11 protein-coding genes, 1 other RNA gene and 1 pseudogene are annotated in these 13585 nt (G+C 63.2%); 1 reads left to right on the top strand and 12 read right to left on the bottom strand.

Annotated features, from left to right (window positions below; translation table 11 throughout):
* Position 1: 1 nt before the first annotated feature.
* From ftsW to mraZ, 9 genes are read right to left on the bottom strand one after another with little or no spacing between them, the layout of a single operon-like run.
* Entirely contained in the window at positions 2-1153 is a 1152-nt protein-coding gene (gene ftsW / locus NKJ90_RS15450) for a putative lipid II flippase FtsW (protein ID WP_023757009.1), read from the bottom strand.
* Entirely contained in the window at positions 1153-2553 is a 1401-nt protein-coding gene (gene murD, locus NKJ90_RS15455; protein ID WP_023757008.1) for a UDP-N-acetylmuramoyl-L-alanine--D-glutamate ligase, read from the bottom strand. Before murD ends, ftsW begins: the two co-directional genes overlap by 1 nt.
* An 8-nt stretch (positions 2554-2561) precedes the next feature.
* The gene (mraY, locus tag NKJ90_RS15460) at positions 2562-3644 is read right to left on the bottom strand and encodes a phospho-N-acetylmuramoyl-pentapeptide-transferase (protein WP_023757007.1); all 1083 of its coding nucleotides are present in this window, start codon (positions 3642-3644) and stop codon (positions 2562-2564) included.
* 3 nt (positions 3645-3647) lie between these two features.
* Complete coding sequence (locus tag NKJ90_RS15465) at positions 3648-5144, bottom strand: UDP-N-acetylmuramoylalanyl-D-glutamyl-2,6-diaminopimelate--D-alanyl-D-alanine ligase (RefSeq protein WP_023757006.1); 1497 nt, start codon at positions 5142-5144, stop codon at positions 3648-3650.
* On the bottom strand, positions 5141-6595 hold the full coding sequence (locus NKJ90_RS15470; RefSeq protein WP_023757005.1) for a UDP-N-acetylmuramoyl-L-alanyl-D-glutamate--2,6-diaminopimelate ligase: 1455 nt from the start codon (positions 6593-6595) through the stop codon (positions 5141-5143). Before NKJ90_RS15470 ends, NKJ90_RS15465 begins: the two co-directional genes overlap by 4 nt.
* 54 nt (positions 6596-6649) lie before the next feature.
* The gene (locus NKJ90_RS15475; RefSeq protein WP_023757004.1) at positions 6650-8359 is read right to left on the bottom strand and encodes a peptidoglycan D,D-transpeptidase FtsI family protein; all 1710 of its coding nucleotides are present in this window, start codon (positions 8357-8359) and stop codon (positions 6650-6652) included.
* Entirely contained in the window at positions 8356-8751 is a 396-nt protein-coding gene (ftsL, locus tag NKJ90_RS15480) for a cell division protein FtsL (protein WP_023757002.1), read from the bottom strand. Before ftsL ends, NKJ90_RS15475 begins: the two co-directional genes overlap by 4 nt.
* A 4-nt stretch (positions 8752-8755) precedes the next feature.
* Positions 8756-9790 (bottom strand): 16S rRNA (cytosine(1402)-N(4))-methyltransferase RsmH, encoded by a 1035-nt coding sequence (gene rsmH, locus NKJ90_RS15485; RefSeq protein WP_023757001.1) that lies wholly within the window; start codon positions 9788-9790, stop codon positions 8756-8758.
* Positions 9787-10245, bottom strand: coding sequence for a division/cell wall cluster transcriptional repressor MraZ (gene mraZ, locus NKJ90_RS15490; RefSeq protein WP_023757000.1), 459 nt, complete (start codon positions 10243-10245; stop codon positions 9787-9789). The genes rsmH and mraZ overlap by 4 nt, the downstream gene beginning before the upstream one ends.
* A 408-nt stretch (positions 10246-10653) precedes the next feature.
* On the opposite strand from mraZ, the gene NKJ90_RS15495 reads away from it, so the two are divergent.
* Complete coding sequence (locus NKJ90_RS15495; RefSeq protein WP_023756999.1) at positions 10654-11769, top strand: cystathionine gamma-lyase; 1116 nt, start codon at positions 10654-10656, stop codon at positions 11767-11769.
* A gap of 9 nt (positions 11770-11778) precedes the next feature.
* Here the strand turns inward: NKJ90_RS15495 and NKJ90_RS15500 are convergent.
* From NKJ90_RS15500 to NKJ90_RS15510, 3 genes and pseudogenes are all read right to left on the bottom strand, one after another.
* A pseudogene (locus tag NKJ90_RS15500) lies at positions 11779-12058 on the bottom strand (type II toxin-antitoxin system ParD family antitoxin).
* Positions 12059-12231: 173 nt separating this feature from the next.
* An RNA gene (rnpB, locus tag NKJ90_RS15505) (RNase P RNA component class A) lies at positions 12232-12643 on the bottom strand.
* A 50-nt stretch (positions 12644-12693) separates the two neighbouring features.
* The gene (locus NKJ90_RS15510) at positions 12694-13422 is read right to left on the bottom strand and encodes a lytic transglycosylase domain-containing protein (protein ID WP_023756998.1); all 729 of its coding nucleotides are present in this window, start codon (positions 13420-13422) and stop codon (positions 12694-12696) included.
* Between the last annotated feature and the right edge of the window lie 163 nt (positions 13423-13585).

Below are 13585 nucleotides of genomic sequence, written 5' to 3' on the forward strand. Positions count from 1 at the left end.
ATCACTCCGCCGGCAGCGCGCGCTGCGGCAGCGCAAAGCCCATCTGCTTGCGCTTCTCCGGCCTCTTGCGTGTCAAAGCCAGCACCATGCCCATCGAGATTGCGATCGCGATCTGCGAGGAGCCGCCATAGGAGATGAACGGCAGCGTCATGCCCTTGGCCGGCACAAGCTGCAGGTTGACGCACATGTTGATGACGGCCTGCAGGCCGAACACGGTGACGAGGCCACCGACCGCATAACGGGTGAAATCGTCATGCTCCTTCAGCGCCGTGTTGAGGCCCCGCAAAACGATGAAGGCGAAGATCGACATGATGAAGAAGCACATGATCAATCCGAATTCTTCGCCGGCGACCGAGAAGACGAAGTCGGCATGGCTGTCCGGGATGACCCGCTTGACGGTGCCTTCGCCCGGACCGACGCCAAACCAGCCGCCATTGATCAGCGCCTCGCGCCCCATGTCGACCTGGAACGTGTCGCCTTCGCCGGTGAGGAACTTGTCGATGCGCAAGGCAACGTGCGGAAACACCGTATAGGCGGCAAAGACACCGCCGACGCCGGCGGCACCCAGCGCGACGATCCACAGCCAGGGCAGACCCGCCATGAAGAACATGATGCCCCAGGTGCCGGTCGTCAGCATGGTCTGGCCCAGGTCTGGTTGCGCCACCAGCAGCGACACGACCAGCACCAGCAACAGCATGGCGAACAGATTGCCCGGAATGTCGGGCTGGCGCTTGTGCTCGGCAAACAGCCACGCGCACATGATGACGAAGGCGGGTTTCAGAAATTCAGAGGGCTGGATGGACAGGCCGGCAAGCGACACCCAGCGGCGCGCGCCCTTCACCTCGACGCCGACATAGAGCACCGCGACCATCAGCACCAGCATCAGGCAAAGCATGATCAGCGCCATGCGCCGGATCTGCCGGGAATCGAGGAACGACACGGCCAGCATCACGCCAAGCGCCGGCACCGTGAAGATGATCTGCCTGGTGGCGAAGTGGAAACTGTCGAGACCGATGCGTTCGGCCACTGCCGGGCTGGCGGCAAAGGACAGCACGATGCCGAGCCCCATCAGCGACAGGAACGCCGCCAGGAACCAGCGATCGATCGTCCACCACCAGGTCGCAACCGGACTTTTGTCGAGACGGCTTTGCATTATCGTGTCCCTCCAATGGGTTTCACGCCCTCGATAGCATACGCAGCTTGCCTGAAGGCTTCGCCGCGGACTTCGAAATTCTTGAACTGGTCGAAACTGGCGCAGGCCGGCGACAACAGCACCACCGCCTCGCCGCTGTCGTCCAGTGCCGCATCATGCGAGGCGTGCTCGACCGCCGCGGCCAGCGTTCCTGAAATTTCGTAGGGCACGGCCTCACCCAGCGTCGCCGAAAAGGCGGGGGCGGCCTCGCCGATCAGATAGGCCTTGGCGATCCGCGGAAAGAAACCGCGCAACGGCTCGATGCCGCCTTCCTTGGGCAGGCCGCCGGCGATCCAGTAGATGCGCGCAAAGCTGGACAGCGCCGGTGCCGCCGCATCGGCGTTGGTCGCCTTGGAATCGTTGATGAACAGCACATGGTCCTTGCGGCCGACCTGCTCCATGCGATGGGCGAGGCCGGGAAAGCTCTCCAACCCCGACTGGATCTCGCCGAGCTCCAGTCCGACCTTGAGGCAGGCGGCGACGGCAGCCAGCGCGTTCTGCGCATTGTGCTGGCCTCGCAGCGAGCCGATGCCTTCGAGGAAAGCGACGCGGCTGTAGCGGCCATGCACAGCTTCCATCAGGTAGCTGCCGTCGGCGAAATAGCCGTCGGTCAGCGGCAGCCGCTTGGAAATCCGGATGACATGCCGCCCCGCCCGCTCCAGCCGCTCGGCGATCTGCGCGCACCAGGAATCGTCGATGCCGACGATTGCCGTCTCGCTGCCGGCCACCAGCCGTTCCTTGATTGAGGCGTAGTGCTGCATGGTGCCGTGACGGTCGAGATGGTCGGGGGTTAGATTGAGCAGGATTCCGGCCGTCGGGTTGATCGAAGGCGCGAGGTCGATCTGGTAGGACGAGCATTCGACCACATAGTGCCGATCGGGCTCAGGCGGATCGAGCGTCATCACCGCGCGGCCGATGTTGCCGCCCATCTGGGCGTCTCGTCCCGCCGCTTTCAGGATATGCGCCGTCAGCGCGGTCGTCGTCGACTTGCCGTTGGTGCCGGTGATGGCGATGAAGGGCGATATCGGCGCCTTGAGCATCCGTTCTCGGCAGAAAAGCTCGATGTCGCCGATGATCTCGACACCCGAACCGCGCGCCAGCTCCACCGTCCAATGCGGCTTGGGATGCGTCAGCGGTACACCCGGCGACAGCACGAAGGCTGAGAACTTCGCCCAGTCGGCGCCGCGCAGATCGGCTGTTGCAATCCCGGTGGCGGCGGCCTTGGCGACGCTTTCGGGATTGTCGTCCCAGGCCAGCACATCCGCGCCGCCCTCGATAAGCGCGCGCGCCGTCGCAATCCCCGAACCACCGAGCCCGAAGAGCGAAACGCGCCTGCCTGAAAAGGATGCGGCGGGGATCAAGCGGACTCCTATCTCAGCTTCAGGGTTGACAGGCCGACCAGCGCCAGGATGACGGCGATGATCCAGAAGCGGATCACCACCTGGCTTTCGGTCCAGCCCAGCTTTTCGAAATGATGGTGGATCGGCGCCATCAGGAACACCCGCTTGCCGGTCATCTTGAAGTAGCCGACCTGGATGATGACCGACAGGATTTCCACGACGAACAATCCGCCGACGATGACAAGCACGATCTCGTGTTTGGTGGCTACCGCCACGGTGCCGATCAGGCCACCCATGGCCAGCGAACCGGTGTCGCCCATGAAGATCGCCGCCGGTGGCGCGTTGAACCAGAGAAAGCCGAGGCCGGCACCGATGACCGCGCCAAGCACGACCGCCAGTTCGCCGGTGCCGGGCACGAAATGGATCTGCAGATATTCGGCGAAGACAGCGTTGCCGGAGAGATAGGCGATGACGCCGAAGGAGGCCGCCGCGATCATGATAGGCACGATCGCCAGCCCGTCCAGGCCGTCGGTCAGGTTCACCGCATTGCCGGCACCGACGATGACGAAGCAGGAGAACGGAATGAAGAACCAGCCGAGATTGACGATGAATTCCTTGGCGAAGGGAAATGTCAGCGACGAGGAGAACGGCGCCTGGCCGTTATGCATGATCACCCATGCGGCAATGCCGGCGATGACGAATTCGAGCGCCAGCCGCGCCTTGCCGGAAAAGCCGAGATGCGACTGCTTGGTCACCTTGAGATAGTCGTCGTAGAAGCCGATCGAGCCGAAGCCCACAGTCACCAGCAGCACCACCCAGACGTAGATGCTCGACAGGTTCGCCCACAGCAGCGACGAGCCTATGATGCCGGACAGGATCATCAGGCCGCCCATGGTCGGCGTACCAGCCTTCTTGAAATGCGTCTGCGGCCCGTCAGCCCGGATCGGCTGGCCCTTGCCTTGCCGCAGGCGCAGCGAATTGATGATGGTCGGTCCGAAGATGAAGACGATCAGCGCCGACGTGATCAACGCCCCGCCGGTGCGGAAGGTGATGTAGCGGAAGACGTTGAAGGCCGAGATCTTGTCCGCAAAATCGACGAGTAATGTGAACATGCGTTATCGTCCCCCGACCTGGGTCTGTTTTCTGGTTGTCGATTCAGGCGGGAATTTGCCCAGCACCGCATCGACCAGTTTTGCAAAGCCGATGCCTTTCGACGATTTGATCATCACCACGTCGCCTGGCCTCAGCGCGGCCAGCAGCACCGGCTTCAGTTCCTCGACACCGGCACGGTATTCCGTCTTGACTTCGCCGGGCAGTATCTCGGCCAGTGCCCGCATTTCAGGGCCACCGAGGAAGACGGTCTGCGTCCCGGTGCCAACGATAAGGTCGGCGAGAGCGGCATGCAGCTTGGCCGAATGGTCGCCGAGTTCGAGCATGTCGCCGAGCACGGCGATGCGGCGGCCCTCGCCCGTCACCGGCGTCGCGTTGAGCAATGCCATCGCGGCAGCCATCGACGCCGGATTGGCGTTGTAGCTCTCGTCGATCAGCGTGATCGGCCCGCCGGGGTAGCTAGAAGTCGAGCCACCGGGATGGCTCGAAGTCGAGCCACCGGGGTGGCGCAGCACATGGCGCTTGCCGCGCCCGCGCTCGGCCGAGAGATCGGCCAGTGCCAGGGCCACTTTGTCGACATCGGCCCCGATCAGATGCGCCGCCCCCAGCACCGCCAGCACGTTCTGCACCATATGGCGGCCGGGCGCACCGATCCGAGCCGACACTTCGTGGCCGCTGATCCTGGCACTGATGTCGGAATGATCGGCGTGCAGTTCGCATTGGACCAGCTTGAAGGTCGAACGCGCATTCTCGCCGAAACCGTAGACGTGCTCGACGCCGGCGGCATGCGCCATTTTGTCGAGAATCTTGAAGCGCGCATCGTCGCGGTTGAGGACAGCGGCACCGTTAGGCTCCAGCCCTTCGAAAATCTCGGCCTTGGCCTTGGCGATCTCGTCCAGGTTGCGGAAGAAGCCAAGGTGGGCGGCCGCGATCATGGTCACGATGGCGACATGCGGCCTCACCATTTTCACCAGCGGCCGTATCTCGTCAGGATGGTTCATGCCGATTTCGAAAACGGCATAGTCGCAATCGGCGGGCATGCGCGCCAATGTCAGCGGCACGCCCCAGTGATTGTTGAACGACTGCGCCGAGGCATGCGTCTTGCCGACGGCTTGCAGCACATGACGCAGCGCTTCCTTGGTGGTGGTCTTGCCAGCCGAACCGGTCACCGCGATGATTTTGGCTTGGGAGCGCGCGCGGGAGGCTACTCCGAGCTTTTCCAGCGCGACCAGCACATCATCGACGACGATGATCGGCGCCGTCAGCCGGCCGAGCGACGGCAGCTTGCCTTCGGCTACCACCAGAACCCCGGCGCCGGCTTTGATGGCTGACGTGACGAAGTCATGCCCGTCCATCGCCTCGCCCTTGATGGCGAAGAAGGCGTCGCCGGGCTGTAGGCTGCGGCTGTCGATTGAAATACCCGATATGCCGTCCGGCATCGGCCCGAGCGGCCGCCCGTCCATGGCGGTGACCAGCGCCTCGGAGGTCCACAACAAGCTCATGCGGCACGCTCTACGAGTGCTGCGCGAACTTCCTCATGATCGGAGAAATGCAAGGTCTCGGAGCCGATCGTCTGGCCTTCCTCGTGGCCCTTGCCGGCTACGATCAGCGTGTCGCCGGCATGCAGCATGGCGACCGCCTCGCGGATCGCCTGGCGCCGGTCGCCTATCTCTATGGCACCAGGAGCAGCGGCGAGGATCGCCGCGCGGATTGTTTCCGGTACTTCCGATCGCGGATTGTCGTCGGTCACGATCACGACATCGGCAAGCCGCGTCGCGATCTCCCCCATGATCGGCCTTTTTCCCCGGTCGCGGTCGCCGCCGCAGCCGAACACGACGATGACGCGACCAGTGGTGAACGGGCGCACCGAGGCCAGCACGTTTTCCAGCGCGTCCGGTTTGTGGGCATAATCGACATAGACCGGCGCGCCATTCGCGGTGGTGCCGACGAGGTCGAGCCGGCCGGGCGCACCCTTCAGTTTCTCCAACGCCATCAAGGTCTTGGCGACGGGCGTTCCCGTGGAAATGGCAAGCCCTGCCGAAACCAGCGCGTTCGATATCTGGAAATCGCCGGCCAGCGGCAAGTCGACCTCATAGAGCACGCCGTCGGCCTCGACCTCGGCGCGCTGGCGGTGGCGCTCGTGCTCGACCCGCTTCAACCTGAGGAAATCGCCATGGCGGCCAACCGTCAGCGCCTCGAGCCCGGCGGCCCGCGCCGCCTGGATCGTCGGCGCCGACCATGGATCGTCGGCGAAGATCACGGCCGGCGCGCCCTTCGGCAGCAGCGTGTCGAACAGCCGCAATTTGGCCTGGTGATAGTCCGCGATGGTCGGATGGTAGTCCATATGGTCGCGACCGAGATTGGTGAACCCGCCGGCCGCCAGCTTCACACCGTCGAGGCGGCGCTGGTCGAGCCCATGGCTGGAGGCTTCCATGGAGGCGTGGGTGACGCCGGCATCGGCCAATTCCCGCAGCAATTGGTGCAAGGCGACCGGATCGGGCGTCGTCAGCGAGCCATAATCGTTGCGGCCCGGAGCTACCACGCCGGTGGTGCCGATCGAAGCGGCGGCATAACCCGCCTGCTCCCAGATCTGCCTGGTGAAGGCAGCGACCGATGTCTTGCCGCTGGTACCGGTTACCGCGATCATGGTCTGCGGCTGCTTGCCGAAATAGCGGGCCGCACTCAGCGCCAGTGCCAGGCGCGGATCGTCGACCGCCAATACCGGAACCGACAGTCCAGCAATGGCGCTGCCCTTGGCAGCCACAATCGCGACCGCACCACGCGCGGCGGCATCGGCGGCATAAACGGCACCATCGGCCTTGGTTCCGGCGAGCGCAAAAAAGACAACGCCCGATCTTACCTGGCGGGAATCCGACGAAATCCCGATGACCTCCAGATCGGCGGAAGTTGTTCCTTCGACTGGCAGGATACCGGCTAGGTCTCTTAGTTTCATCGAACCCCGTTCACCGCAACAAAATAGCGCGCAGTTACCGGCGCGCCCTAAGAATCACTGATAGGAAACCAGCGTTGCACCATTTTCATGGCTGAAATCTGGCTTCACGCCAAGCATGGCAGCCGCACGCCGGATAATGTTGCCCGCCATAACGCCCGCGTTCGATGCCGCGACGTCTGTCATGCCAGGCTTTTCGGGGTGCGGGGCGTCGGCAATCGTAAACACCAGGTATTGTGGATCGTCCATCGGAAAGGCGGCGACGAATGTATTGAAATTCAATTCCTTCGAGTAGCGGCCATTGATGACCTTCTCGGCTGTTCCGGTCTTACCGCCAACGCGATAGCCGGGCACTCTGGCGTTTCTGGCCGAGCCCTTCTCCGCGTTGAGCGTATACAGGTAGCGCATGCCGTCGACCGTCTTTTCGCTGACCACTTTCTTGGCCATGGCCATCGCTTCTTCCTGTGTACGGATCAGGAAGGTGGGGTTCATCAGGAAGCCGCCATTCATCAGCGCGGCGCAGCCGACAGCCGCTTGCAGCGGCGTCGTCGACACGCCGTGACCGAAGGCGATGGTGAACGAATTGACCTGTTTCCAGACCTTCGGTTCAGTCGGGCGGGCGACTTCCGGCAGTTCGGTCTGCATCTTATCCAAAATTCCAAGGCGATGCAGGAATTCGCGGTGCCCCGCGATGCCGACCATTTCGGCCTCCCTGGCCGACCCGATGTTGGACGAATAGAGGAACACCTCCGGCAACGACAGCACACGGTTCTTGCCGTGGAAGTCGTGAATGGCCTGATGGCCGACCCGGATTGGATGCGAAGCATCGAAGCGGCTCGCCATCGTCGCCTTGCCCGAATCGAGCGCCATGGCAGAGGTAAAGCTCTTGAAGGTCGAGCCCATCTCGTAGAGGCCTGCCGACATCCGGTTCAGCCGGTCCTTGTCTTGCGCATTATAAGGATTGTTAGGATCAAAATCCGGGACCGAGGCCATGGCCACCACTTCGCCGGTCTTGACGTTGAGCACAACGGCGCCAGCGCCCATGGCGCGATAGCGCTCCAAGCCGGCGGCGATCTCGTCGCGCACCACATGCTGGACGCGCAGATCGATCGAAAGCCTCACCGGCTTGAGATCCTTGGCCACCGCGAGGCCCGATGCCTGCAGGTCGCTCAAACCCTGCTCATCGACATATTTCTCCATGCCGGAAATGCCCTGGTTGTCGATGTTGGTTAGCCCGACAATGTAGGACGAGGTCTCGCCGCTCGGATAGAAGCGGCGCTTCTCGGTGCGGAAACCGAAGCCGGGAATGCCGAGCTGCATGATGTCGGACTGCTGCTTGGGGGTCAGTTGCCGCTGCAGCCAGACGAAACCAGCACCGCTCTTCAGCTTATGGTAGGTCTGCTCATAGTCGATGTCCGGAAGCACCGTCGACAGCTTCTCGATCGCCTCGTCGGCGTCTACGATGCGGCGCGGCTCGGCAAACAGCGACGCCGTCTTGATGTCCGTCGCCAGAACTTCGCCGTTGCGGTCGACAATGTCGGGCCGCGATGCCGTCACCCGGCTTTGCGGACCGCCCGACATGTCCGGGGTCTGGAAGCCGAGATAGACCAGGCGCCCGGAAATCGTCGAGAAGATCCCGAAGAACACCGCCATCGTCATGACGATGCGCGTCCTGCCCTTGCCGCCGGTCGCCTTGCGGGCGCCCTCGACGACGATCGAACCGCCTTCACCCGTCCTCACGCGACGCTTCAGCAGTTTGCCGATCATTGGGCGATGCCTCCGGTCACCACGGGATCCTTGCTGCCAGGAGGCGCTTGATCGGAATCGTCGGCCATGCCGCCCTGGCGTCCGGACAGGATGTCCTGGATGTCCAGGGATTTGGCCGGCAGGTCGCCGATGCCGACGATCTGGCGAGCGCTAACCGGCTCGAGTTCGAGCTGTGACTTGTAGAGTTCGGTCAGCTTCTGCAGCCGCGATGGCTGGGTGAGCAGGCTCCAGTCAGCCTTGAGCAGGTCGATCGTGTCCTCCTCATAGCGGATCTGCGCATGGATCTTCTGCACCGAAGCCAATTGTTCCTCGGCCTCGCGCTTGGCCTTGTAGGTAAGGGCGGCCGCCCCAACCATGACGGCGATCAGGACGATGTCGCTGGTACGAAACACGTGCTTACCTCTCCCCCGGCCGGTCGATACCGGGAAGCTTTGGAAGGCCGAAAATCGAAAAGTCGCTGCTGCGCGCCGGCGCCTCGGTGCGGATTGCCGCGCGAAGCCTGGCCGAACGGGCGCGCGGATTGGCCGCCACCTCGGCATCGCCGGCAGTCACGCCGCCGCCCGCCTTGCGGAAGGTCGCGGTGCGCGCATGAGCCTCGGGCAGGTGACGCGAGCCGGTCGCGACGTCGGCACGGTCGGCGATGAAACGCTTGACGATGCGGTCTTCCAGCGAATGGAACGTCACCACGGCGAGCCGTCCGCCCGGCTTCAGCGCACGCTCGGCCGCGAACAAGGCCTTGGCCAGTTCGCCAAGCTCGTCATTGACGAAGATGCGCAGCGCCTGGAAAACGCGCGTCGCCGGATGGATTTTGTCCTTCGGCGCACGGCCGATATGCGTCTCGATGGCATCGGCCAGTTCCAGCGTGCGCTCGAACGGACGCTTTTCGCGGCGAGCCTCGATCATGCGGGCGATGCGCCCGGCATGACGCTCCTCGCCGAGGAAGCCGAAGATGCGGGCGAGATCACCCGGCTTGAAGCTGTTGACGACGTCGGCAGCGCTCAAACCCGCCTGCGCCATGCGCATGTCGAGCGGCCCGTCGGCGCGGAACGAAAACCCGCGCTCGGCCTGGTCGAGCTGCATCGAGGACACACCGATGTCGAGCACGACGCCGTCGGCACTCTCGACATGTTCGTCCAGCGTCGAGAACGGCGCCTGCACCAGCCGCAGGCGGCCGCCCGACTGCGCCTCGAGATCGCGCCCGGCGGCGATGGCATCCGGATCGCGGTCGATCGCCACCACGGAGGCGCCCGTCGCCAGAATGGCCCTGGTGTAACCGCCGGCGCCGAACGTGCCGTCGATGATGATGTCGCCCTCCGCTGGCGACAGTGCTTCCAGCACTTCGCCAACGAGGACCGGAATGTGGCGGGCCGATCCGCCAACGGCGTGCCCATCTGCGGCGTGAGGAAGGTCATCGCCGTGGCCCACCGTCATTCCGATAGCTCCCCAGCCTTCGTCCCCTGCCGAAGCTGCAAAAGCCGAGCCCGCGCCTGCGCCCCATAGGCAGCAAGCCGTCCCGGCTCCCAGACCTGAAAGAAATTGCCTCGTCCGACAAAGGCCACTTCCGCCGAAATGCCGGTGTGTTCGCGAATAAAATCGCTCATCGTGATGCGACCGTCCTGGTCGAGTTTCAAGAATGTTCCGTCGCCATGGCAGAAGAATGACATATCGTCCGCCGTCTGCAGGAAGGGATCCTCGAGTGCGATGCGCTGCTCGTAGCGGTCGAGCAGGTCGAGCCCGCCGACATCCATCGCCGGCAAATCCAGGCAGCGCAGCGCATAGAGTTCCGAATAGCCGCGCTTCTGCACAACGGCGCGGAAATGCGCCGGAACGGATACCCGTCCCTTCGCATCGATCCTGCTCACCGTGTTCGAGAGAAACCGGTCCATTAAATGCCACGGCCGCTTGCGCCGCCGCACCCCTCTTCATCGTGTCGTACGCGCCGCCGCGGCACGTTCGCTGCCCCGCATCAATCTCGTTGGCACGGGCAAAAACCGGCAAACGCGCAGCCGCCGCGGCTGCCCGATTGGCGTACGCTTTACCCTGACGCGGAACGAAGGCTTTGATGTCTGTATGGGATATCATGGGGTGCTATGGGCGTCAACGGGAAGGGCTTCACAAACACGCACGCCGCGACCAACGAGAGCAGCCTTGACGTCACATCTCGTCTTTATGGATCATTAAGCCTAACGAAGGGTTTAGAGGCGCCTGGCCCAACCAGACGCGCCTTGCCGCGAGGCGCTACCCGGCATAGCGTTTCGCCGCATCCGGTCGGTCACCAAAGGATTTGAGAATCGATGTCTGAAACAGCGAACAGTCGCGCTGCAGCACTATCCCATCTGCGTAGCAGCGGGCTTGCCATGGGCGATTCCATCCCTCTGCCCCTGACCATGGCCGCCATTTTTCACGCGCCCGGCGACGCCACCGGTTTCAACCAGTACGGCCGCTTCAGCAACCCGACCTGGGATGCGGTCGAACATATGCTGGCCCATCTGGAGGACGCGCCCTGCGTCGCCTTTCCTTCGGGAATGGCGGCGATCTCGGCAGCATTTTTTGCCGTGCTCAAGGCCGGCGATCGTATCCTGCTGCCTTCGGACGGCTATCACACGACGCGGGCTTTGGCCGAACGCTTCCTGAAGCCCCTTGGCGTCACCTACGATGTCAGGCCGACCTCGACCTTCCTCGATGGCGGCTTCGAAGGGTACCGCCTCGCCTTCGTCGAAACCCCCGCCAATCCGGGGCTGGATATCTGCGACATCGCGGCCGTCGCCGATGCTGTTCACAAAGCCGGCGCGCTGCTGGTGGTCGACAACACGACGATGACACCCTTCGGCCAGCGCCCACTCGACCATGGCGCCGACATCGTCATTGCCGCCGACACCAAGGCGCCCAATGGCCATTCCGATGTGCTGTTCGGCCATGTCGCCAGCCGCAATGCCGAAATCATCGCCGCCGTGACCGGCTGGCGCGAGGTTTCCGGCAGCATTCCCGGTCCGTTCGAAGCTTGGCTGGTGCATCGCGGCTTGGAGACACTGGACGTGCGCTTCGATCGCATGTGTTCCTCGGCGGATGTGATCGCGCGGCGGCTGAAGGACCACCGCGCGATCAGCGGCCTGCGGTTCCCCGGGCTGGAAAGCGATCCGTCGCATAACCTTGCTCGCGCCCAGATGGAGCGCTTCGGCTTTCTCATCTCTTTCGAGCTCGCATCGGAGGACAAGGCAGAGGATTTCATCAACAATTGCGACCTGATCGAAGCCGCGACATCCTTCGGCGGCGTCCACACCTCTGCCGAGCGGCGCTTGAAGCGAGGCGATGCGGTTCCCGCCGGCTTCGTGCGCCTCTCGGTAGGCTGCGAGCCGGTGGAAGAACTCTGGAAGGCGATCGAGACGTCGCTGGACAAGATTGGCGGCTGACAAAATCGGCTAAGAGCTTTTTGCCTCTGCCATTTTGAGATATCTGGCGCGCGCTCGTTCGATAATCGGCGGCCCCTCAAGAGCGGGCCCGCTGTCGAATCCCTTCCTGCACAAGTTTGCGCAATTCCTCGACCGTATAGCCATGCAGGTCGCGCCGGTCTTTCCATTGCCTGAGCGCATCACGGATCACCTCGCTCGCCGACGCATATTCGCCGGCGGCGACCGCATCATCCACCGCCTGCGCCAGTTCCGGCGACAGCGTGATGCTGCGTTTGTCGACCTGTCCCATGATAGGCTCCTGATGCTCTTCACGGATCGATGGTACGATTTAATCGCACCAGCTTCAAGAACAGCCGATCCTCGCTCGCATGGATGAACAGCTGAACAAAGCTTGAATCACCAGGCGCGCCCCAGGGCGCAACCTGCTGATCTCAAAGACTTCTCTTCGATATCATGGAGAGAATTGCCAGCTGGCCTGTAAGCCGGGTTTTGTATGGCCCTCGCCCCTTGCGGCGCGAGAACGTGGCGGCCATTCATCTTGGGCGCATGTTGCCATGCGCCTCACGCAACCTACCCGGACGGTGGGCCGGAAACAGCCCTCGAGGGTTTCCCCTCGCACCGCCCCTATTCGGTCTTGCTCCCGGTGGGGTTTACCGTGCCGCTCCTGTTGCCAGTCGCGCGGTGGGCTCTTACCCCACCCTTTCACCCTTGCCCCGAATCCGGCAAAAGCCGAACCGTGGCGGTTTGCTTTCTGTGGCACTTTCCCTGGGGTCGCCCCCGCCGGCCATTAACCGGCACCGTGTTTCCATGGAGCCCGGACTTTCCTCACCCGCGGCCTTTCGGCGTTTGCGGGTGCGGCCGCCCGGCCAGCTGGCAAGGCGTATAAAGGGGTTCACGCCCGAAAACGCAAACGAAAAAGCAGACTTATGCAGGCGATCCAAGCGCAGCCATCTGCACTTTGACCTTGCCGCAATAGGCGGCCGACACCGGGTTCATTCGCGTTGCGGCATGCCCGGCATTGTATTTCAGAATCGTACCACAGGTCGTGCCGCCGCCGAGGCTCCGCGCCATGGCAAGATATTTCATGCCGTATTTGATGTTGGTGTCGGGATCGAACAGGCCCTTGGCGGAACCGCTATATCCCATCATCCGCGCTGTTGCCGGCTTGATCTGCATCAGGCCGATCTCGCCGGCGCTGCCGACGATGTCAGGCCGGTAGTTGCTCTCGATCTTGATGACGGCCGTGGCGAGCGACACCGGCACGCCTTCGATCGCCGCATAGCGGGCAACGATTGCGGAATACTGGCCGATGCTGGCCACCGCGGCCGTCGATGCCGCCGCCTTCCTCAGACCAACCGACGCCGTTGTCGTCATGTCGACGGTCTTGCGACCGCGCTTCGTCTGCCTTTTGGCGGTAGACTTCTTGGGCTTGGACCAGCTTGCCTTTTCCACTTTGGCGGAAACCCGCTTCGTCGCCTTGGCGTCGTGGCTTGCCTTGTCGCTTGTGGCCAGCGTGGCCTTGCTGCTTTTTGCGGGTACGGCGGAAAGCCCTTGATCGGCCCGCGGGCTGAGTGGCGCGGCTTGCGCCGTGCCGAAGGCAAAAGTCATTACGCCGGCAGCAAGAGCTGCCGTTAAAACGGTCAATTTCTGCATGTGATCCTGTTCTGTCTGGACTGCGTGAAGATGTTCACGCAGCAACGCCTAATCAATATCGGAACAACCCCGGGGGGCTGGGGGTCCGACATCTGCACGCCAGCCGTTTGACGCTCGAATTGGTGTCAAACAAGGCCAGGCAAGTCACTTTGAGTGACAGCTT

Origin of the sequence: Mesorhizobium sp. M0051, from assembly GCF_040323235.1 — a bacterium.
In the GTDB taxonomy this organism is placed as follows: Bacteria; Pseudomonadota; Alphaproteobacteria; order Rhizobiales; family Rhizobiaceae; genus Mesorhizobium.